Raw genomic sequence first — 21,107 nt, forward strand, 5'->3', positions numbered from 1 at the left:
GTCCGCGGATCTCTCCTCATCCGCGAACGCCGACGCCGAACGCCGAACGCCGACCGCGGGAGAGGGAGCGGAACAGATGGCTGGGCCGTTGGCCGACGCGTCAGGCGTGCGCCCGCGCCAGCTCCGCCCCGGCCGCCTCGAGCCACCGCAGCGGATCGGCCATGGCGGCCGCTCCCGACCCGGCGAGCTCGCTCAGCGAGGCCGACGCCGCGAAGCCTGAGGCATCCGCCGTGATCGCCCCCGCGACCAGCCCGACCGGCACGCCGGCGGCGGCCGCCCGCGCGGCGACCTCGCTCGGCACCTTGCCGGCCGCCGACTGCCCGTCGAACCGGCCCTCGCCGGTGATCACGAGCGCGGCGCCGTCCAGCGCGTCGTCGAGCCCGATCGCGTCGGCGACCGCGCCCGCGCCGCCCGCCATGCGGGCGCCCCAGGCGAGGAGGCCGAACCCGGTGCCGCCGGCGGCCCCGGCGCCGGGCGCGGCCGCGACCGCTGCACCGTCCGGCACGAGGTGCACGAGGTGCACGAGGTTCGCCTCGAGCACGGCGACCTGATCGGTGCTCGCACCCTTCTGGGGCCCGAACACGGCGGCCGCGCCGTCGGGCCCGAGCAGCGGGTTCGTGACGTCGCTGAGGATGAGCGCGCCGCCGGCGGGCAGTGCCCGGGCCGCGCCCAGGTCGACCCGCTCGAGCACGCCGAGTCCGCGATTGCCGAGTCCGGGCCGCGCGCCGGTCGCGTCGTGGAATCCGGCGCCGAGGGCGACGAGCGCCCCGACGCCGCCGTCGGTCGACGACGAACCGCCGATCGCGAGCAGCAGCCGGGTCGCCCCGCCGTCGAGCGCGGCGGCGATCGCCTCGCCGAACCCGAGCGTGTGCGCGTCGAGCGGGCGCAGCGGGTCGAGCAGCGTGATGCCGCTCGCGAGCGCCAGCTCGACGACCGCCGAGCCGTCGGGCAGCCGCAGCCACTCGGCAGCGACGGGCCGGTCGTCGGGACCGGTCACGGTCACCGGTACGCGCTCGGCGCCGGGCACGGCGACGGCGAACGCGTCGAGCGTGCCCTCGCCGCCGTCGGCCATCGGCTTCTCGACCAGCTCGTCGTCGGGCGCGACCGAACGCCAGCCGCGCGCGAGCGCGTCGGCGGCCTCGGCGGCGGTCGCGGTGCCCTTGAACGAGTCGGGCGCGAGGACGATGCGGCGGCCCGCGGTCCGGCCGCTCACGAGGCGTCGGGCCCGGCTGCCTCGCGCCTGGCTGCCCCGGGCCCGGCTGCCTCGGGCCCGGCCGCCCCGGCGCCGCGGCCGAGCCGTCGCTCGGGCCGCCGGTCGAGCCATCCGATCGCCTGCGTGATCAGCTCGCGATGCGTCGTGGAGTCGTACGACCGGGTGTCGTGCCCGAGCCCGTCGTAGACGAGCCGCGACGGGCCGAACTCGCGGCCCCAGATGAGCGGGTGGCGGATCCCGTCCTCGAGGTGCTCGGCGATCGGCTCGATGACGTCGTGCAGGCGCAGTGCGGTGTACCGCTCGTCCTGCACGTCGAAGTCGAGCAGTCCCGCGCGCACCGGGTGGTCGCCGACGAGGTGCACGTGCGCCTCGCCGAACTCGGGGTGCCACGACTCCCCCGGCACCCACCGGCCGCCGATGGCGTGGTGGTACGCCGGGTAGTCGGGCAGGCTCGACGCCGCCGCGTGCAGGGCGAGGATGCCGATGCCGCGGTCGATCGCCGCCTGCAGCGGCGCGGAGTCGATCACGGGCGGGCCGTCGCCGTCGATCGCGTCCGCGTACTCGGCGACCTCGCCGTCGTCGACGGGCCCGTCGGGGTTGCCGGCGTTCACGACGAGCAGGTCGACGTCGTCGCCGAGCGCGGCGAGCGCCGCGTCGATGTCCTCGCGGACCTCGACGTCGTACCCGGCCTCGCGCACCAGCTCGGCGAGCCGCTCGCTGGTCGCGGGGAACGGATGCCACGGGTCGGCGTACCGGCCCGCTCCGCTCAGGATCATCGCCCGGGGCATCCGAGCCCTCCTCTCCGGCGGGCGGCCGCCCGCGTCCGCATCGTATGCCCCGCCGTCATCGGGCGTCGAGCACGAGCGCCCAGTCCCAGGCGCCGAGGGTCAGGCCGTCGACGGGCTCGCCGGTGACGGCGTCGACGCCGGCGATCGCGACGGATGCCTCGGGGCCGCCGTGGTTCACGAGCGTCACGAGCGTGCCGCGCCGGGCGGCCTCGACGTGCTCGGGGAGCCCCGCGACGACCGGCTCCACACCGGCCGCCGCGAGGAGTCGGTCGACGACGGCCTGCGTGCCGGCCTCGTCGGGGACGGTCGCGAGGTAGCGCGCGGTGCCGCGGCCCGCCGCGCGGACGGTCAGCGCGGGGTCGCCGGTGCGGCGGCCTCCGGTGAACACGGCCTCCACGGAGGCGTCGAGCGCGTGGAGCTCCTCGGCGAGGAGGGTGCCCGTGTGCTCGCCGAGCGGGGCGAGGGCCGGGGCATCCGTCTCGGCCGGGGCATCCGTCTCGCGGGTGGCATCCGCACCGCCCGCGGCCGCCGCGTCGGCGAACCGCGCCTCGCGCTCGCCCGGCTCGGCCGGCGGCGCGTCGGGCGCGACGAGCGCGCCGAAGTCCTCGAGCCGGACGCCGAGCAGGCCGCCGAGCTGGGTGAGGAAGCCGCCGTCGCGGAACCGGTCGAATTCGTCGACGACGTCGGTGAACGGCCCGGCCAGCAGGTGCCCGCCGGCCTCGACGAACGACGTGAGCGCGGCCGCCCCGGCTTCGCGGAGGAGGTACAGGCCGGGCGCGATCGCGAGGGCATACCGGCCGTCGACCTGCTCGGGGCGCACCAGGTCGACCTGCACGTGCCGGCGGTGCAGCGCCCGGTACCAGCGCTGCACGAGGGCGACATGGTCGAGGCGGTTCATCGGGTGGTCGGAGGCCTCGACGGCCCACCAGTTCTCCCAGTCGAACACGAGGGCGACCCGCGCATCGGTCGCGGGCGCGTCGGCGTCGGGCTCGCCCTCGGCCGGCCAGGGCAGCTCGGGCAGTGCCGCGAGCTTCGCGCCGAGGTCGACGACCTCGCGCCAGGTGCGGGTGTCGGTGCCGGCGTGCGGCAGCATCGCCGAGTGGAACTTCTCGGCGCCGCCCTTCGACTGGCGCCACTGGAAGAACAGGATGCCGTCGGCGCCGCGCCCGATCGCCTGCGCGCTGAGCGCCGCCATCTGCCCGGGCGCCTTCGGCGCGTTCGAGGGCCGCCAGTTCAGGGCGTTCGACGCCTGCTCCATGAGGATCCACGGGACCTCGGGCTTCAGCGAGCGCACGAGGTCGCGCTGGAACGCGGCCGCGCGGAACGACTCGGGGTCGTTCGGGTCGGGGTAGCAGTCGTCGCTCACGAGGTCGACGTGCGGCGCCCACGTCGCGTAGTCGGCCGGCTTGAACGCGCCCATGAAGTTGGTCGTGATCGGCTGGGTGACGCCGTGGGCGAGCAGGATGCCCCGCTCCATCAGGTAGCACTCGAGCAGCATGTCGCTCGTGAACCGGTGGAAGTCGAGCGCCTGTCCCGGGTTGTGGCTGTAGGGCGCCTTCCGCGGCGGGAACACCTCGTCGAACGAGCCGTAGCGCTGCGACCAGAAGTTCGTCGCCCACGCCCGGTTCAGCGCGTCGACGTCGCCGTAGCGGCCTGTGAGCCAGCGGCGGAACGCGTCGCGCGCGGCGTCGGAGTAGTCGGCGTTCAGGTGGCAGCCGTACTCGTTGTTGACGTGCCACATGACGACGGCGGGGTGCGAGGCGTACCGCTCGGCGAGGGCCGTGACCAGCTCGCCCGCGAGGCGGCGGTAGACCGGCGACGACGGGGCGTACTGCTGCCGGCTGCCCGGCCAGTAGGTCGCGCCGTCCGCGTCGACGGGCAGCAGCTCGGGGTACGCGGCGCTCGCCCACGGCGGCGGGCTCGCGGTGGCGGTGGCGAGGTCGACGGCGATGCCTCCCTCGTGGAGCAGGTCGATCACCCGGTCGAGCCAGCCGAAGTCGAACTCGCCCTCGCGCGGCTGGAGGCGCGACCAGGCGAAGATGCCGAGGCTCACCATCGTGACGCCGGCCTCGCGCATGCGGGCGACGTCGTCGGGCCAGATCTCCTCGGGCCACTGCTCGGGGTTGTAGTCGGCGCCGTAGTGCACGGTGGATCCTCCGGGGGTCGGATGACGGCTGGGAAAGCGTATTCCCATCCTAGCGGTGGTCAGATGAACGGTCGAGCGTCCGTGAGGGCGCGAAGCGGTCGGCCGCCCGTCTCGACGGGGACGCCCTGGTGGGCGAGCTCGGCCACGAGCGCCACGCGCGCCTGCACGACGTGCAGGTCGCCCGCGGCCGCGGCCGGGTCGTCGAACGCCGTGGCGGCCGCGGCCGCGAGCCCGTCGAGCGCACGGCGGACCTCCCCGACGCGGTGCCGTGCGCGGGCGGCCGCGCGCCCGGTGGAGTACGCCCAGTCGAGCTGGGGGAAGCCCCACGCGTCGAGGGCGTCGGCCGGGTCCGGCCGGAGCGGCCGCACCGCGTCGAGCAGCTCGAGGCCGGACTCGGCCACCCGCTCCGGGTGCGGCCAGTCCCGCCCGAGCGCCTCCAGCAGGAAGTGCAGGTGGAACGCGCCGGCGAGGTTGCCGAACCGCCCGGGGAAGGCGTCGACCCGGCCCATCCGCCCGCGGGGCCAGAGCCCGGTGGCCTCCTCGACGTGCGCGTCGAACCAGCCGAGGTACGCCTCGAGCCAGGCCGGCTCGTCGACCCCGGTCGCGAGCGCGACGGCGAGGAGCCCCGCGAACTCGTGCGACGCCGGCCACGGGGCATCCCAGTCGAGTCCGTCGAGGAACGGGCCGACCGCCTCGGGGCGGAGGAGGTCGGCGACGAACGCCGGCGGCGCATCGGGCCGGCCGAGGAGCCGCAGCGTCGCCGTCGCGGTCGCCGTGCGATGCATCGGCCCGTGGGTCAGGTCGTCGAACGCGCCGTCGGGCCGCCGGAACGCGCGGATGGCCGCCGCCGCGCGGGCCGCCTCGTCGCCGGCCAGCGGCGAGCCCAGCGCGGCGCGGATGCCGGCCGCCGCGGCCGTGCCGTACAGGTCGGGGTACGCCGCGTCGCCGCGCGTCCAGCCCCCGCCGCGGCGCGCGCCCGCGAGGCGTGCCTCCACGGCGTCGAGGAAGGCGCGGACGTCGACCGGCGGGGCGGCCGCGTCCGTCGACGGGGTGGCCGGCCCGGTCGACCGGGCGGCGGTCACCACGCGTACGCCTCCGGCGCCGCTCCCCCGGGGCCCGGCCAGATGCGGTCGAGCTCGGCGAGCTCGGCCTCCCCGAGCACCGCGTCGAGCGCGCGCACCGCGCTGAGCAGGTGCTCGAGCCGTCGCGGCCCGACGACGGGCGCCGTGACCGCCGGCTGGTGCAGCAGCCACGCGAGCCCGAACTCGGCCGGCGGCACGCCGAGGTCGTCGGCGAACCGCTCGTACGCCTCCACCTTCGGCCGGTCGGCGCCGAGCTGCCCGACGTCGCTGCGGGCGCGATCCGACTTGCGCAGCACGCCCCCGAGCATGCCGCCCGCGAGCGGCGACCAGGGCAGCAGCCCGATGCCGTAGTGCTCGGCTGCGGGCGCGACCTCGAGCTCGACGGTGCGCTCGGCGAGGTTGTACCGCGACTGCTCGGTCACGATCAGCGCACGCCCGGTCGCCTCGGCGATCTCGGTGTACCGGGCGAGGTGCCAGCCGGCGAAGTTCGACGAGCCCAGGTAGAGGATCTTGCCCTGGTCGCGCAGGCGCGTGAAGGCGTCGAGCACCTCGTCGACGGGCACCGCCCGGTCGATGTGGTGCATCTGGTACAGGTCGATCCGGTCGGTGCCGAGCCGCTGCAGCGACGCCTCGACCGCACGGCGGATGTGCACCGACGACAGCCCGCGCTCGTTCGGCCCGTCGCCCATCGGCTCGTGCACCTTCGTCGCGAGCACCAGGTCGTCGCGGTTGCCGCGCGCGGCCATCCACTCGCCGAGGATGCGCTCGGACTGGCCGGGCTCGTCGCCCCACGGGCGGCCGCCGTACACGTCGGCGGTGTCGATGAACGTGACGCCGTGCTCGACGGCCGCATCGAGGATCTCGGCGGAGGCGTCGGCGTCGATCACCGGCCCGAAGTTCATGGTGCCGAGGGCGATGCGGCTGACGGTGGCGCCGGCGCGGCCGAGGCGGGTGTACTGCATGGGGGGCTCCTTCGTGGGTGGAGGGGGTCTGGGTCGGAGGACGCGGCGGCGCGGCGAGGGCGGGCCCGGCCGGCACGCGCGGGGACCGGTGCGGGGTGCGGGGACGGGCGGGTGCGGGGTGCGGGGACGCGCGCGTGCCGGGGCGCGGTGGTGCCGCTCGCGTGCCCGCGGGTCAGGCCGGCCGGGTGGACTGCCTCGGCATGAGCGCCGGCTCGAACCGCACCGACGACGCCGGCTCGCCGCTCGCCATCGCGTCGAGCAGCAGTTGCGCGGCCCGCCGCCCCATCTCGTGGCTGGGCTGGCGGATCGAGGTGAGCGGCACGATCGACGCGGCGGCGAAGTCGATGTCGTCGTACCCGATGATGGCGACCTCGCCGGGCACGTCGATGCCCTCGCTGACGAGGCTGTGCAGGATGCCGAGCGCGACCTCGTCGTTGCCGCCGACGACGGCGTCGGGGCGTTCGCCGGGCGGCATCGCGGCGATGCGCATGCCGATCTCGCGGCCGAGCCGCACGCTCAGCGTGCTCGTCTCGATCACCTGCAACGACGCGTCGGATGCCTCGACCGCCGCCCGGCAGCCCGCCAGGCGGTCCCGCATCTGCGCGACCCCGGTCGGGCCTCCGACGAAGGCGACCCGGCGGGCCCCGCCGGCGAGCACGTGCTCCGTCGCGAGCCGCCCGCCGTGCACGTCGTCGAGCGAGACCGACGGGTGCCGGCCGGTCGGGTCGACCCGGTCGACGAGCACGACCGGCACGTCGCGCTTGGCGAACCGGTCGAGGGCGCTGAGGTCGTCGCTGAGCGGCGCGAGCAGCACGCCGTCGAGGCGCTGCCGGTCGAAGAGATCGAGGTACCGGGTCTCGCGGTCCTGCGAGTCGTAGCTGTTGCCGACGAACACCGAGTACCCGGCCGCCTCGGCCGACTCCTCCGCGCCGAGCACGACCTCGGAGAAGAACGGGTTGGTGATGTTGATGACGGCCATGCCGATGACGGTCGAACGGCCGGCGCGCAGCTGCCGGGCGGCGATGTTCGGCACGTAGCCGAGCGTGCGGGCCGCCTCCTCGACGCGCTGCGCCGCCGCCCTCGAAACCAGCTCGGGCCGGTTCAGCGCGTTCGACACGGTCGTGATCGAGACGCCGGCGAGCGCGGCGACGTCGCGGATGCCCACCTCAGCCACGGCGGCCCCCCACGCGATCGAGGCTCGCCAGGAGCCGCAGCCGGTTCGCGACCTTCACCTCGGCCGGGCCGTGCACGATCGCGAACGACCAGCCGGCCGCCCGCGTCACCTCGACCTCGCGGCCGTCGGCGGCGAGGCGCCACGCGGTGCCCTCGCCGGGCGCGAGCGCGATGCCGTCGCCGTGGATCGCACCGCCGACGAGCGAGAAGGGCCGGTCGGATGCCACGCGCACGACGTCGTCCTCGACCACGAGGTCGGCGACCCGTCGTCCGTGGCTGTGCACGCCGAGGCGCGCCGGGGCATCCCGTGCGGCCACGCCGTCGCGCGCGGCGACCATCAGGTAGCCGGCGACCAGGCGCCAGGTCGGCTCGGTCGACACGTACGCGTCGGCGAACGCCGGGCGCGGGGCATCCGCCCGCTCGTGCACCCGCACGAGTTCGTGGTCGACCGCGTCGAAGGCGACGGGGCCCGCGGTGGTCCTCATGCGACCTCCTGCGAGGCATCCGACGCGAGGCCGGCATCCCGCGAGCCGGGCGGCGCGACCGAGGCCGCCGCCGCCGGCGCCGTCGCGAGCAGCCGCCGGGCGGCGCGCCGCAGCCAGTGCGCGTGCGGCGCCGACTCGTACGACTCGACGCCGTGGCCGAGCGCGTCGTAGGCCACGGCGCCGGCGCCCTCCGCGACGTCGCGCCACCAGATGATCGGGTGCGCGAGGCCGTCCTCGGTGTGCACGGCGAGCACGAGGTTCGCCGCGTCGCACTCGAGCGCGGTGTAGCGCTCGTCGTACAGCACGAAGTCGCCCGGGCACGGCGGCGCGGCGGCGGGCGCGAGGTCGGCGGCCGACCCCGCGGCCTGCACGAGCGCGTGGCCGATCTGCGGGTGCCCGCTCGTGCCGGGCACCCACCGACCGCCGAGCAGCCGGGCCCAGCGCGGGTCGTCGCCGAACGCGAGCGACGACGAGTGGAGCGCGAGGATCGGCCGACCGGCCGCGTGCCGGGCGACGAGCAGGTCGACGAGCGACGCGGAGTCGCCGGGCGGCAGCGCCAGGTCGGCGCTCGCGTTCACGACGAGCAGGTCGGCGTCGCGGATCGCGTCGGCGGCGGTCGCTGCGGCGGTCGGGGCGGCGCTCGCGTCGGCGCTCGCTTCGGCGGCGGTCGCTGCGGCGCTCGCGTCGGCGACCACCGCGTCCGTGCCGATCACCTCGACGTCGCCGGCGTCCCCGAGCACCCCGGCGACCGCGGCCGACGTCGCCTCGAACGCGTGCCACGGATCGGCGTGCGGCCCCTCGCCGGAGAGCACGACGATGCGTTCGGTCATCGTGCACCTCCTCCTGGGCGGGATCCGGCCGCGGGCGACCCGGTCAATCGTCGATCCAGGTCGAGCGGTCCGGCCGCAGCCGGTCGAGCTCGTCCCAGAGCTCGTCTGGGACGACGATATCGAGCATCGCGACCGTGTCGGCGACCTGGGCGGGATTCACCATGCCGCAGATCGTCGTGTGGATCCGCGGGTCGCGGGTCGACGACTGCAGCGCCGCGGCGATGAGCGGCACGCCGTGCCGCGCGCACGCCGCGCCCATCGCGTCGACCGCCGCGAGCACGGGCGCCGGCGCGGGTGCGTAGTGGTACGTGTCGGAGCGCCGCGGCCAGGTCGACAGGATGCCCCCGCCGTAGACGGCGGCGTTCTGCACCCCGAGCCCGGCCGCGTACGCCGCGTCGATCAGGTCGTCGGCGGTGCGGTCGACGAGCGTGAACCGGTTGTGCGTGATGAGCGCGTCGAACACCCCGAGGTCGACGAACCGGCGCAGCAGCCGGGTCGGCCCCCCAGAGATGCCGATGGCGTCGGCCCACCCCGCGTCGCGGAGCGCGACGAGGGTGTCGACCGCACCGCCGGGCGCGACGGCCTCCTCGAACGAGATGTGCTCCGGGTCGTGCAGGAACAGCAGCGGCACGCGCTCCAGGCCGAGCCGCTCGAGGCTCTCCTCCAGCGACCGGCGCATCCGATCGCCGTCGAACGAGCCCGTCTCGGGATCGCGGTCGAGCTTGGTCTGCACGAGGAAGCCCTCGGGCACCGAGACCCCGGCGAGCGCGGCCCCGATCCGCCGCTCGCTCTCGCCGTCGCCGTAGTTGTTCGACGTGTCGACGAGGTTGAGCGGGCCGTCGAACGCGGCGCGCACGGTGGCGATCGCGTCGGCCTCCGGCACGACGAGCCCGTGCACCGGGGAGGACGTCCCCCACGCGGCGGTGCCGATCGTGACCGGCGCCACCTCGAGGCCGGTGCGGCCGAGCACGACGCGGTCGGCGGCGCGGACGGCGCTCATTCGAACACGTCCCCACCGCGGAACCGGTCGACGAGGACCGCCGCGAGCAGGATGAAGGCGACGATGAGGTCGAGGTAGTCGGGGTCGAAGAACTGCACGTTCAGGATGTTCGTGATGCCGGCGACGACGAGCAGGCCGAACAGGCCGCCGATCGGGTTGCCGACGCCGCCGCGCGTGATCGAGTACCCGCCGATCATCAGGGCCGCGTAGATCTGGAACTCGAGGCCCGTGCCGAGGATGTTCGACGCCGAGCCGAGCTGGCCGACGTAGAGGATGCCGCCGATGGCCGCGCCGACCGCGCTCACGACGAGCGCGACGACCCGGACCCGGGCGACCGGGATGCCGGCCCGCTGCGCCGCACGCGGGTCGCCGCCGACGGCCTGCACGTGCCGGCCCATCCGCGTCTTCGACACGACCCCGGCGGCGACGAGCGTGACGCCGATGCCGATGAGGAGCAGCACCGGCACGCCGGCGACGGCGCCCTGGGTGACGTTGTAGAGCGGCTCGATGAGCGTGCTCGGCGGGGCGTTCACGACGATCACCTGGCTGAGTCCGCGGAGCAGGGTGAGCATGCCGAGCGTGACGGCCAGCGGCTCCGCGCCGAACTTCACGATCACGAGCGCGTTCGTCAGGCCGACCACGGCGCCGACGACGACGGTGATGCCCGCGACCAGCCACGGGTCCATGCCGGCCGCGACCAGCTGGTTGAAGATGACCGCGCCGAAGCCGACCATCGAGCCGATCGACAGGTCGACGACCCCGGCGAGCAGGGCGAACGACGCCATCACGGCGACGATCAGCGGCACCGCGACGGAGACGCCGACGATCTGGATGTTCGACGGGGCGAAGAACGCGGGGCCGACCCACGCGAGCCCGACGATGATCGTCAGGAGCAGCATGAGCCCGATGCTGCCGACCGGGCCCTTCACGGCGTCGACGATGCGGCGGGCGCCGGGGGCCGGGCGCTCGTCGAGGACGGTGGCGGCGGTCATCGCGCGCTCCTCAGGAGTCGGTAGCCGTCGATGCCGACGGCGAGCATGAGCAGGGCGCCCTGGAAGACCAGCGCCCAGGCGGGTGCGAGGCCGAAGAAGGCGATGGACGCGGGGATCGTCGCGAGGAAGCCGACGCTGAGCAGGAGCACGAGCAGGTTGCCCTTGCCCCCGGACAGGCTGATGCCCGCGAGGATCACGGCGGCGATGACGATGAGCTGGAACCCGGCGCCGGAGTTCGGCGTGAACGAGGGGTTCACCGAGCTGAAGACGACGCCGGCGAGGCCGGCGACGGCGCCGGCGCCCAGGAACACGAAGAACCGGGTGCGCTTGAGCGAGATGCCCCGCGCGGCCGCCGCCTTCGGGTTGCCGCCGACGGCGACGAGGTGCCGGCCCCACCGGGTGTACGCGAGCGCGAGGCCCGCGAGCACGATGATCCCGACCATCGGCCAGAACGCGTTCGGCAGGCCGAGGAACCGGCCCAGGCCGAACTGTCGCAGGTCGCTCGTCGACGGGATCTGCGCGGACGTGAAGAAGATGAGCATGATCGCCAGGCCGCCGAACCCGGTCGCGAGGGTCACGATGATCGGGTTCAGCTTGCCGAGCACGACGATCATGCCGTTCAGCGACCCCCACGCGGCGCCGGTGACGATGCCGATCAGCACCCCGAGCCAGCTCGGCGCGCCGAGGTTGAGCGAGGTGACCGTCGCCCAGGCGCTGAACGAGAGCGCGACGGGCAGGCTGAGGTCGAGCAGGCCGCCGCTGATGACGACGAGCGACTGGGCGACCGCGAGGATGCCCGAGACGGACATCGTGAAGGTGACGGCGAGCAGCGTCTGCTGCGACAGGAAGTCGGGCCGCACGATCGTCGTGGCGACGATGAGCAGCAGCCAGACGCCGGCGATGCTGAGCGCGTCGCGCGCGGACCCGGTGGGCCGGAGGCCGGAGCGGCGTGCGCCGCTCCGGCTCCCGGTCCCGGCCGGCGCGGCCGGCGTGGTGAGCGAGGTGGTCATGGTTCCCCTGGATTCGTTCGTGCCTCGTCGGCCGCGCCGATCGGTCAGGCCTTGCAGAAGAGGTCGTACTCGGTGGTGCCCTCGGGGGCGTCGGCGAGCTGCGACACGCGGTCCTCGATGCCGGGGATGGCGGCGGCGTCGGCCGCGGTGACCGGGCAGGGGGTGACCTTGACGGCGGGGTCGGCGCCGGTGTCCTTCACCGCGGGGGCGTTGCCGGCCTCGATCTCGTCGGCGATCTGGTACGCGAAGGCCGGGTAGCCCTCGAGGAAGTACATGACGCTGCCGACGAGGTTCGGGTCGACGTTGTCACCGGTGATGAGGCCGCCGTCCTGGCCCCAGCCCATGATCGAGGCGTCGCGGCCGAGCTGGGTCGCGGCCTGGAGCGCGCCGACGACGGCCTGGTCGTTGATGCCGACGACGAGGATGTTCTTCGCGTCGGGGTGCGCCGCGAACACGCCGGGGGCGTTCGCGAGCGACGTGGTCAGGTTGCCGTCGGCCTCGTACGAGACGTACGCGTCCTCGGGGATGTCAGGGCAGACGGTCTTGACGGCCTCGCGGGCGTTGCCGGTGCGCCACTCGTTGATCTGGCCGGCCGAGGTGCCCTCGGCGGAGATCACGAGGTCGACGTCGCAGTCCCACTCGGACTTCGCGAGCTCGCCGAGCTTGGTGCCGCCCTCGGTGCCGGCGGCGGCGTTGTCGATGCCGACGAAGTACCAGCCCTCCTGCGCGATGTCGAAGGTGATGACCGGGATGCCGGCCTCCTCGTACTTCTTCGCGATGACGGGGTTGGCCGACGGCTGGCCGTTGAACATCATGACGACGTCGACGCCCTTCTGGATGAAGATGTCGGCGTTCTTCGTGGCGGTCGCCTCGCTGTTGTCGTTGCTCAGCTCGACGAAGCCCCAGCCGCGCTGCTCGGCGAGGCCGGCGGCGACGTCGCCCTGGAGCTCCTGCCAGTCGGCGTCGGGCTGGCCGCCGACGGCGAAGCCGACGGTGAAGGTGCCGTCGTCCTCGGCGGCGGGGGCGGCCGAGCCGACGGTGGAGCAGCCGGCCATCAGGACGGCGGCCGCGGTCAGGCCCACGGCCGCGAACGCGGTGCGGGCCGAGCGGTGGAAGTGCTTCATTGCAGTTCTCCTCAGGTGGGGGTGGTGCGGGATGGATCGGGTGGGAGTGGGGTGCGGATGGAGATGGGCGCGCCGGCGGAGGGCCGGTCGGCCGGTGGCCCCGCGCGCGTGGAGCGCCGCGCGGGGAGCTCGCGTCACTCGACGACGGCGGCGGTGTCCTCGGGGGTGGGCACGTCGGCCGGGACGGCCCCGGTGATGAGCCCGACGATGCCCTCGGGGGTGACGTCGGCGACGTCGCGCGTGGCGACGGAGCGGCCGAGTCGCATCACGGTGATGCGGTCGGCGACGGTGACGAGCTGCTGCATGTTGTGGCTGACGAGGATGACGCTCACGCCGTGGTCGCGCAGCCGCCCGATGAGGTCGAGCACCTGCTTCGACTCGCGCACGCCGAGCGCGGCGGTCGGCTCGTCGAGGATGACGATGCGCCGCCCCCAGAGCAGGGCGCGGGCGATGGCGAGGCACTGGCGCTGGCCGCCCGACATCCCCTTCACCGGCTCCTTGACCGACTGGATGCCGACCTGCAGCTCGGCGAGCACCTCGCGGGCGCGCGAGCGCATGGCGCGGTCGTTGACGACGTTGAGCGCGCGCAGGAACGGGTTGGTCGAGAGGTTCTCGCGGCCGAGGAACACGTTCTGCACGGCCGACATCGTGTCGACGAGCGCGAGGTCCTGGTAGACGGTCTCGATGCCGGCCTGCAGCGCATCGGCGGGCCGGCGGAACGACACGGGCTCGCCGTCGACGCTGATCTCGCCGGAGTCCGGCACGACCGCGCCGGAGAGCACCTTCAGCAGCGTCGACTTGCCGGCGCCGTTGTCGCCGACGAGGCCCATGACCTCGCCGCGGCGGAGCGTGAGGCTCGCGTCGGCGAGCGCCACGACGGCGCCGTAGCGGCGGGTGATGTGCCGGGCATCGAGGGCGATGTCGGTGAGGGTGGGGGTTTCAAGAGTCATGTGTGCACAACCTCGCTGTTGCATCCGAAACGTTTTAGCTGAAACGTTTCGGACAGCATGCCACCGAGGTCGGCGATCGCGCAACACGATCGATTGAAACGATTTGATAACGGGACGGATGCCTCGCCGCAGAGCCGGCCGGAACGCCGGCCGGAACGCCGGCCGGAGCCGCCTGCGGCTCCCCCGCAGGGAACGACGAAGCGGGCGCCGGCGCGGTCACCCGCACCGACGCCCGCTCGCGTCGCGTCGTCGTGTCGACTCGGCGTCAGCCGAGGATCACGTTCGCCTCCTGGAAGAACTCCGTCACCGCGTCGTCGACCGAGAGCGTGCCGAGGCCGATCTCCTTGCCGAGGTCCCAGAACGTCTGCTCGAGCGAGCCGTAGCCGGCGACCGGCACGGGCGGGGCGTCGCCGATGCGGTCGGCGACCGATTCGAGGTAGTCGGCGACCTGCGCGTCGACGCCCTCGAGGGTCGTGCCGGCGAGCTTCGTCTCCGAGGCCGGGAAGCCGAGCGTGGTGCCGAAGATCTCGCCGGCCTCCTCGCTGTTGACCACGTAGTCGAGCCAGAGGGCCGCCGCCTCGGGGTGCTCGGTCTTCGCCGAGATGGCGACCTGCAGTCCCGCCTGGCGGTAGAGGTCCTTGGCGTCGGGGTCGGTGGTCGGCGGGGCGACGAGCGACACGTGCGCGGCGCCCGAGTCGGCGAGGTAGCCGCCGAGGAAGTTGCTCCAGCTCGCCTCGCTCGCGGTGAGGCCCGCGCCGAAGCCCGACTTGGGGGTGATCTCCTCGAGCCGCTGCTGCGGGATGCTCACCGCGCGCGCGTCGGCGCCCGACTCCCAGAAGTCGCGCAGCTCGTCCTCGGTGAAGCCCAGCTCGCCGTCCTCGGTGTAGAGGTTCTTGCCGTCCGCGCGCAGCACGTTCTCGAAGTTCTGGATGCGCTGGGTCAGGTCGGTGCCGCCGTAGACCGCGCCGCCGGTGGCCTCGGTCACCGACGCCACCCACTCGGTGTACTCGTCGTACGACGTACCGCCCTCGTAGGGCTCGACGCCCGCCTGCTCGACGAGCCCGTCGTTGAGGAACAGGGCCCAGGCGCTGTACCCGGTCGGCAGCGAGTACTGCGTGCCGTCGAGCTGGCCCGTCGAACGGAGCCCGTCGTCGAACGTGTCGAAGTCGATGAAGTCCGACACCGTCTCGAGGTCGAGCAGCAGGCCCGGCTCGGCGTACTCGCGGAGGTACGAGTCGGAGAACTGCCACACGTCGGGCAGGCCGCCGCCGGCCGCCTCGGTCTTGCGCTTCTCCCAGTACGACGGGAAGTCGCTGAACTGGCCCTCGATGGTGATGTTGGGGTGCTCCGCCTCGAAGGCGTCGATGAGCTGCTGGTAGCGCTGCGCGCGGTCGTCGTTGCCCCACCAGGTGAACGTGAGCGTCACCTCCTCGTCGGGGTCGTAGGCCTCGCCCTCGGATGCCCCGCCGCCGGCGCATCCCGTGAGCGCCAGCGCGCTCGCGGCGACCAGCGCGCCCATGGCGATCGCGTGCCGCCCTCGATTTCCGAACTTCATCGTCCCTCCCGGTGGACTCTCGTCTGCAACGTTGGAAAACGCTTCCCGAACCCTAGCCCGGAACGTTTCAGGTGGTCAACCGGAGACGTCGCCGCGCGTCGCGGACGCCGGCTCAGCCCTTGCGCTGCCCGCGGTACGCGGTCGGGCTCAGCCCGTGCACCCGGCGGAACTGCCGCGAGAAGTACAGCGGATCGGGATAGCCGACCTCCCGCGCCACCTCCGTCACGGGCAACGCGGTCGTGTCGAGCAGGCCCCGCGCGCGAGCCATCCGGAGGCCCGTGTGGTACGCGAGCACGCCGCCCCCCGTCGCCTCCCGGAAGAGCGCGCCGAGGTGCGACGCGGAGACGCCGACGAGCCGGGCGAGGTCGGCGACGCGGATGTCCCCGTCGACGCGCTCCTCGAGGTAGCGCATCGCCCGCTCCAGCGGGGCGCCCTGCTCGGGCAGCCTCCGGTCGACGGCGAGCTGGGTGAGCAGGCGCCAGGCGATCCCCGAGACGGCCAGGAGCCGGGCGGGAGACTGGTCGCGTTCGAGCGCCGACACGATCTCGTCGAGGAGCGCACTCGCGCGATCGACCGCCCGCAGCGAGACGACGGGTCGATCGCGGCCGGCGCCCATCGCGCTCCACAGGTCGGCGAGGTCGCTGCCGCGGACGTGGCACCACCAGATCGTCCATGGATCGTCGACGTCCGCACCGTACGCGTGCGGCGCGTGCGGCGGCAGGAGCGCGACGGTCGAGGGCGTCACCCGCACCCGCACCCCGTCGACGTCGACCCAGCCGACGCCGGCGACGCACACGATGACGACCGCCTCCTCCGCGCCGTGCGGGCGTGCGCGCAGGTGTCCCCACGCGCGCGGGAACCAGCCCGCGTCGGTGACGACGAGCCGGCGGGTCACCGGCTGCGCGAGCGCCTCCGCGACAGCCGGGCGCGGCACGACGCAGAGCCGCTGGTGCTCGAACCCCTCGCGCCGCTCCATGCCGACATGATGGCACGGGCATCCCTCGCCCGAGGCATCCGCACACCGTCGAATCGTCCATGTGACGCGCGGGATCGGCCATGTCGGCGGCGCCAGCCGCCGCGTACCGTGACCACGTGACCCACGAGAACCCGCGCCTCGAACTCCCGGAACCGCCGGCCGACGCCCGCCGCACCATCGAGGCCGGCGGCGTCGCCTGCTGGGAGGCGCCGCTCGAGATCGACACCTACGAGCCCGCCGAGCCCGACCGCTACCCGCTCTTCCTCGACCGCCGCGTCTACCAGGGCTCGAGCGGGCGGGTGTACCCGATCCCGTTCACCGACCGCATCCTCCCGGGCCGGTCGCCGCGCAGCTGGCGGGCCATCCACCTCGAGAACCGGTGGGTGCGGCTCGTGCTGCTGCCCGAGCTCGGCGGCCGCATCCACGTCGGCTACGACAAGACCCGCGACTACGACTTCTTCTACCGGAACTCCGTGATCAAGCCCGCCCTCGTCGGCCTCGCGGGGCCCTGGCTGTCGGGTGGCGTCGAGTTCAACTGGCCGCAGCACCACCGCCCGGCGACCTACCTGCCGGTCGAGGCCCGCATCGAGCGCGACGACGCCGACGGCTCGGTCACGGTCTGGCACTCCGACCTCGACCCGCTCCAGCGGATGCGCGGCAGCCACGGCATCCGCCTCCGCGGCGACTCGGCGCTCATCGAGCTCGAGGCCCGGCTCGTGAACCGCACCGAGGTGCCGCAGACGTTCCTCTGGTGGGCGAACGTCGCCGCGCGGGCGCACGCCGGCTACCAGTCGTTCTTCCCGACCGACGTGCGCTTCGTCGCCGACCACGCCCGCCGCGCGATCACCGCGTTCCCCGAGGCCGACCGCCCGTACTACGGCGTCGACTACCCGGCCCTCGCCCAGGGCCGCCCGGGCGCCGACCGACTCGACCGGTACGAGAACATCCCCGTGCCGACCTCGTACATGGTCACCGATACCGCCGACGACTTCTTCGGCGGCTACGACCACGACGCGGGCGCCGGGTTCGTGCACTGGGCCGACCGCGCGATCGCGCCCGGCAAGAAGCAGTGGACGTGGGGCGACGGCGAGGTCGGCCGTGCCTGGGATCGCCACCTCACCGACGCCGACGGCCCGTACGTCGAGCTCATGGCCGGGGTCTTCACCGACAACCAGCCCGACTTCAGCTGGCTCCAGCCCGGCGAGACGCGCGAGTTCCGCCAGTACTGGTACCCGATCCAGGACATCGGGCCGGCCGTGCAGGCGACGCTCGACGCGGCCGTGGGCCTCGAGGTCGACGGCCGGCACGTGCGGCTCGGCGTCGCGGCGACGGCCGAGCACGCCGCGGTGCGCGTCGAGGTGCGGCGCGCCCGGCCCGGCGCCGGGGAGGCCGGTGTCGGCGATCCGGGCGCCGACGAGCCCGTCGCCGCGTGGACGGAGCCGGTCGGGCCGGGGCATCCGTTCACCGTCGCGTTCGAGCTCGATACGGCCGCGACGCGCGACGACCTGGTCGTCGTGGCCGTCGCCGACGGTCGCGAGCTCGTGCGCTGGGCCGCGCACGAGGCGCCCGCCGCCGAGCCCTGGGTCGCGACCGAGCCGCCCGCGCCCAAGGAGCTCACGAGCGTCGACGAGCTCGTGCTGACGGGCGTCCACCTCGTGCAGTACCGGCACCCGACGCGCGCCGCCGAGCCGTACTTCGCCGAGGCGGTGCGCCGCGACCCGGGCGACTCCCGGGCGCGGCTCGGCCTCGCGCGGCTCGCGTACGGGCGCGGCGAGCTCGAGGCGGCGCTCGGCCACCTCGACGCCGCCCTCGACCGGCTCACCCGTCGCAACCTCAACCCCGAGCGCGGCGACGCGCACCTGCTGCGCGCGCTGGTGCTCGAGCGCCTCGGCCGGCTCGACGAGGCGGCCGACGCGTTCGGCAAGGCGTCGTGGGACGGCGCGCTCGCGCTGCCGTCCGCGCTCGGCCGGGCGCGGCTCGCGCTCCGGGTGGGCGACGCGCGGCGGGCGCTCGGGTTCGCGGATGCCGCGGTGCGGGCGGATGCCTCGAGCACCCAGGCCGTGGCGGCCCGCGTGGTCGCGCTGCGCGCGCTCGGGCGCACGGGCGAGGCATCCGCCCTGCTCGCGTCGGCGCGCCACGCCGACCCGCTCGACTTCCTCCTCGCCGCGCTCGACGACCTGCTCGCGCCGGCCGACCCGCGCACCCTGCTCGAGATCGCGCACGAGCTGCACCGGCTCGGCGACGCGACACGGGCGATCCGGCTGGCCGAGCGGGCGGCGCGTGCCGAACCGGGGCCGTTCGGCAACCCGGCGCCGCTCGCCCGGTACGCGGTGGCGATGTTCCACGATGCGGCGGGCGATGCCGCGGCCGCCGCCGCCGCTCGCGCCGCGGCCCGCACGACCGACCCGCGACTGGCCTTCCCGGCGGGCCTCGACGACCACGCCGCACTCCGGGCAGCCCTCGCGGCCGACCCGGGCGACGCCCGCGCGAGCGGGTACCTCGGGTGCTGGCTGCTCGACGCCGGCCGCACCGCCGATGCGCTGGCCGCCCTGGACGCCGCGGTCACGGGCGACGCGACCGACCCCGTCGTGTGGCGCAACGCCGCCGTCGCCCTCGTGAACGCCGGCGGCGACCTCGGCACCGCCGACGCCCGCTACGCGCGGGCGCTCGCGCTCAGCCCGGGCGACGCCCGGCTCGTGTACGAGCGCGACCAGCTCGCCGCCCTCCGCCGGGTGCCGGCCGCCGAGCGGCTCGCCGCCATCGAAGCCGCCGGCGCCGGCGTACTCGTGCGCGACGACCTCGCCGTCGAGGTCGCGAACCTCCTCGTCGACGCCGGCCGTGCCGGTGACGCCCTCGCGCTGCTCGCCGGCCGGGAGTTCCAGCCGTTCGAGGGCGGCGAGGGGCGGGTCATCGCGGTGTTCGACCGCGCGAGCACCACCGTCGCCCGAGATCTGCTCCCGGCCGATCCGACCGCGGCGCGAGACCTGCTCCGCGACGGGATCCGCGTGCCCGAGCGTCTCGGCGAGGGGCGGCACCCGGCCGACGTCGTCGCCGAGCGGTTCGTGCTGCTGGGCGACGCCGAGCTCGCCCGCGGCGACCGCGCCGCGGCCGAGGCCGCCTGGCGGCGGGCCCGCGAGGTCGACGGGCCGCTCGCCGCCGGCGGGCACGTCGTCACCGAGCGCGACGCCTGGATCGGCCTCGCACACGTCCGCCTCGGCGAGCACGACGCCGCCGACGCGGTCTGGGCCTCGCTCGAGGCGCGGGCCGACGCCCTGGAGCTCGCACCCGACCGGGTCGACTACTTCGCCACGTCGCTACCCGAGCTGCTGCTGTTCCCCGTCGAGACCGCCGAGCGCCGCGCCGAGGAGGCGCGCCGGTTGCGGGACCTCGCGTGGTGGGGGCGGCGCGAGGCGCGCCCGGCGACTGCCGCCGCCGGCGTCGCCGCTGCCGAGGAGGTGCCGGCATGACCGACCGCTACCTCGGCACCCCCGCGATGCCCGCCACCGACGGCAGCCTGACCGGCCCGGTGCCGGCGCACCTCCCGCAGCGGCTCGCCATCTGCCTGTGGGACTTCTCCTGGTACACGCGCGCCGGCGCCGGCGAGCCCTTCGCCGACGTCGACCTGGCCATGCGCGAGACCGTCGACCGGGGCTTCAACGCCGTCCGCATCTGCGCGGCGCCGCTGCTCGTCGCCGGCTCCCTCGGGCTCGACGACCTCGCCGCCGACCTGGCGGTCGAGGGCCTCGGCCCGGCGCCGACCGGCGGGTACTACGGACAGCGCACCCGCTGGTACGACACCCCGGGCGGGTACCGCCTCGACGTCCGCGCCCGCCTGTTCGAGCTCCTCGCCGCGGCGAAGCGGCACGGGCTCGTCGTGATCCTCGCGAGCTGGGAGTACCAGCAGTCGCCGTCGTTCGCCGCCGACCCGCGCTGGTTCGAGGCGATCGACGCGGTGCCGCTCGACCGCAGGTACGACGTGCTCGCCGACGCGTTCGGCCGGCTGCTCGACGAGATCCGCACCGCTGGCCTCCTCGACGTCGTCGCGTTCACCGAACTGCACAACGAGGTCGACTTCTCGATCCTGCCGCCCGTCGAGGCGGGCGGCGTCGTCGCGCTCGAACGGCTGCGGGCGAGGCATCCCGACCAGCTCGTCACCGTGAGCTACGGCAAGCCGCCGCACCTCGCGATGCACCGCCTCTCCCCCGCGCTCGGCGTCGCGCAGTGCCACGTCTACAGCTACGGCGTGCTCGACGCGCTGCAGCAGCGCATCGACATCCGCTCGGAGGGCACCGAGGGGTTCCCGAACGCCGAGCTGCGCGCCCTGCTGCGCCCCGACGCGCCGTCGTTCACCGAGTACGGACGCCCCGCCGACTGGAAGCTGCGCGCCACCGTCATCACCGATCAGATGGTCTACGGCTACGACTGGATCGACTCCGCCGCCTGGGACGCCTGGCTCGACGCCCACCTCGACGCGTACCGCGAGGTCATGCGCCGCGAGATCGAATCGCGCGTCATCGCGATCGCCGAATGGGCGGGCTGGCGGGGCATCCCCGCCGTCATCGGCGAGGGCTGGGTCGGCTACACCCCGCGCGACGGACGCTTCGAGGAGGGCGCCGAGGGCCTCGCCCTCGCCGAGCACGGCATCCGCACCGCGCTCGAGGTCGGCGTCTGGGGCGTGGTCGCCTGCTCGAACGCCGCCCCGCACCACCCCATGTGGGCCGACGTCGACTGGATGCGCCGCGTCAACGCCCTCGTCACCGCCGACGCGTGAGGCCCGCGGCGGCGCCCGCCCGTACTCCAGGAGCATCGGACCTATCCCCC

The 21,107-nt window shown here is 74.8% G+C and carries 17 protein-coding genes; 2 read left to right on the forward strand and 15 right to left on the reverse strand.

Annotated elements, in window-relative coordinates; genetic code table 11:
* Positions 1-100: 100 nt before the first annotated feature.
* The 15 genes from ACGGZK_RS17770 to ACGGZK_RS17840 form a co-directional block, all read right to left on the reverse strand.
* Positions 101-1,213 carry a glycerate kinase gene (locus tag ACGGZK_RS17770; protein ID WP_395243948.1) on the reverse strand — a complete coding sequence of 371 codons (1,113 nt, stop codon included), beginning with the start codon at positions 1,211-1,213 and terminating at the stop codon, positions 101-103.
* Positions 1,210-2,001 (reverse strand): ThuA domain-containing protein, encoded by a 792-nt coding sequence (locus ACGGZK_RS17775; protein WP_395243949.1) that lies wholly within the window; start codon positions 1,999-2,001, stop codon positions 1,210-1,212. Before ACGGZK_RS17775 ends, ACGGZK_RS17770 begins: the two co-directional genes overlap by 4 nt.
* Before the next feature lie 55 nt (positions 2,002-2,056).
* On the reverse strand, positions 2,057-4,147 hold the full coding sequence (locus ACGGZK_RS17780; RefSeq protein WP_395243950.1) for a beta-galactosidase: 2,091 nt from the start codon (positions 4,145-4,147) through the stop codon (positions 2,057-2,059).
* A gap of 59 nt (positions 4,148-4,206) precedes the next feature.
* Positions 4,207-5,232 carry a hypothetical protein gene (locus tag ACGGZK_RS17785; RefSeq protein WP_395243951.1) on the reverse strand — a complete coding sequence of 342 codons (1,026 nt, stop codon included), beginning with the start codon at positions 5,230-5,232 and terminating at the stop codon, positions 4,207-4,209.
* Positions 5,226-6,191, reverse strand: a complete 966-nt coding sequence (locus tag ACGGZK_RS17790; RefSeq protein ID WP_395243952.1) for an aldo/keto reductase — start codon at positions 6,189-6,191, stop codon at positions 5,226-5,228. Before ACGGZK_RS17790 ends, ACGGZK_RS17785 begins: the two co-directional genes overlap by 7 nt.
* Before the next feature lie 172 nt (positions 6,192-6,363).
* Positions 6,364-7,365, reverse strand: coding sequence for a LacI family DNA-binding transcriptional regulator (locus ACGGZK_RS17795; RefSeq protein WP_395243953.1), 1,002 nt, complete (start codon positions 7,363-7,365; stop codon positions 6,364-6,366).
* Positions 7,358-7,849, reverse strand: coding sequence for a hypothetical protein (locus ACGGZK_RS17800; RefSeq protein ID WP_395243954.1), 492 nt, complete (start codon positions 7,847-7,849; stop codon positions 7,358-7,360). The genes ACGGZK_RS17795 and ACGGZK_RS17800 overlap by 8 nt, the downstream gene beginning before the upstream one ends.
* Entirely contained in the window at positions 7,846-8,679 is an 834-nt protein-coding gene (locus ACGGZK_RS17805) for a ThuA domain-containing protein (protein ID WP_395243955.1), read from the reverse strand. The genes ACGGZK_RS17800 and ACGGZK_RS17805 overlap by 4 nt, the downstream gene beginning before the upstream one ends.
* A gap of 43 nt (positions 8,680-8,722) precedes the next feature.
* A complete protein-coding gene (locus ACGGZK_RS17810) occupies positions 8,723-9,679 on the reverse strand; it encodes an aldo/keto reductase (RefSeq protein WP_395243956.1) in 957 nt (318 codons plus the stop codon).
* The gene (locus ACGGZK_RS17815) at positions 9,676-10,671 is read right to left on the reverse strand and encodes an ABC transporter permease (RefSeq protein ID WP_395243957.1); all 996 of its coding nucleotides are present in this window, start codon (positions 10,669-10,671) and stop codon (positions 9,676-9,678) included. The genes ACGGZK_RS17810 and ACGGZK_RS17815 overlap by 4 nt, the downstream gene beginning before the upstream one ends.
* Complete coding sequence (locus ACGGZK_RS17820; RefSeq protein WP_395243958.1) at positions 10,668-11,681, reverse strand: ABC transporter permease; 1,014 nt, start codon at positions 11,679-11,681, stop codon at positions 10,668-10,670. The genes ACGGZK_RS17815 and ACGGZK_RS17820 overlap by 4 nt, the downstream gene beginning before the upstream one ends.
* A 44-nt stretch (positions 11,682-11,725) precedes the next feature.
* A complete protein-coding gene (locus ACGGZK_RS17825) occupies positions 11,726-12,805 on the reverse strand; it encodes a sugar ABC transporter substrate-binding protein (RefSeq protein ID WP_395243959.1) in 1,080 nt (359 codons plus the stop codon).
* Between the two features lie 134 nt (positions 12,806-12,939).
* Positions 12,940-13,755, reverse strand: a complete 816-nt coding sequence (locus tag ACGGZK_RS17830; protein WP_395243960.1) for an ATP-binding cassette domain-containing protein — start codon at positions 13,753-13,755, stop codon at positions 12,940-12,942.
* A 265-nt stretch (positions 13,756-14,020) separates the two neighbouring features.
* Complete coding sequence (locus ACGGZK_RS17835) at positions 14,021-15,310, reverse strand: ABC transporter substrate-binding protein (protein ID WP_395243961.1); 1,290 nt, start codon at positions 15,308-15,310, stop codon at positions 14,021-14,023.
* A gap of 112 nt (positions 15,311-15,422) precedes the next feature.
* Positions 15,423-16,286, reverse strand: a complete 864-nt coding sequence (locus tag ACGGZK_RS17840; protein WP_395243962.1) for a helix-turn-helix domain-containing protein — start codon at positions 16,284-16,286, stop codon at positions 15,423-15,425.
* A gap of 116 nt (positions 16,287-16,402) precedes the next feature.
* Between ACGGZK_RS17840 and ACGGZK_RS17845 the strand changes: the two genes are divergently transcribed.
* Positions 16,403-19,753 carry a DUF5107 domain-containing protein gene (locus ACGGZK_RS17845; protein ID WP_395243963.1) on the forward strand — a complete coding sequence of 1,117 codons (3,351 nt, stop codon included), beginning with the start codon at positions 16,403-16,405 and terminating at the stop codon, positions 19,751-19,753.
* On the forward strand, positions 19,750-21,057 hold the full coding sequence (locus tag ACGGZK_RS17850) for a cellulase-like family protein (protein ID WP_395243964.1): 1,308 nt from the start codon (positions 19,750-19,752) through the stop codon (positions 21,055-21,057). Before ACGGZK_RS17845 ends, ACGGZK_RS17850 begins: the two co-directional genes overlap by 4 nt.
* Positions 21,058-21,107 lie beyond the last annotated feature (50 nt).

Origin of the sequence: Agromyces sp. MMS24-K17 (assembly GCF_043950245.1) — a bacterium.
In the GTDB taxonomy this organism is placed as follows: domain Bacteria; phylum Actinomycetota; class Actinomycetes; order Actinomycetales; family Microbacteriaceae; genus Agromyces.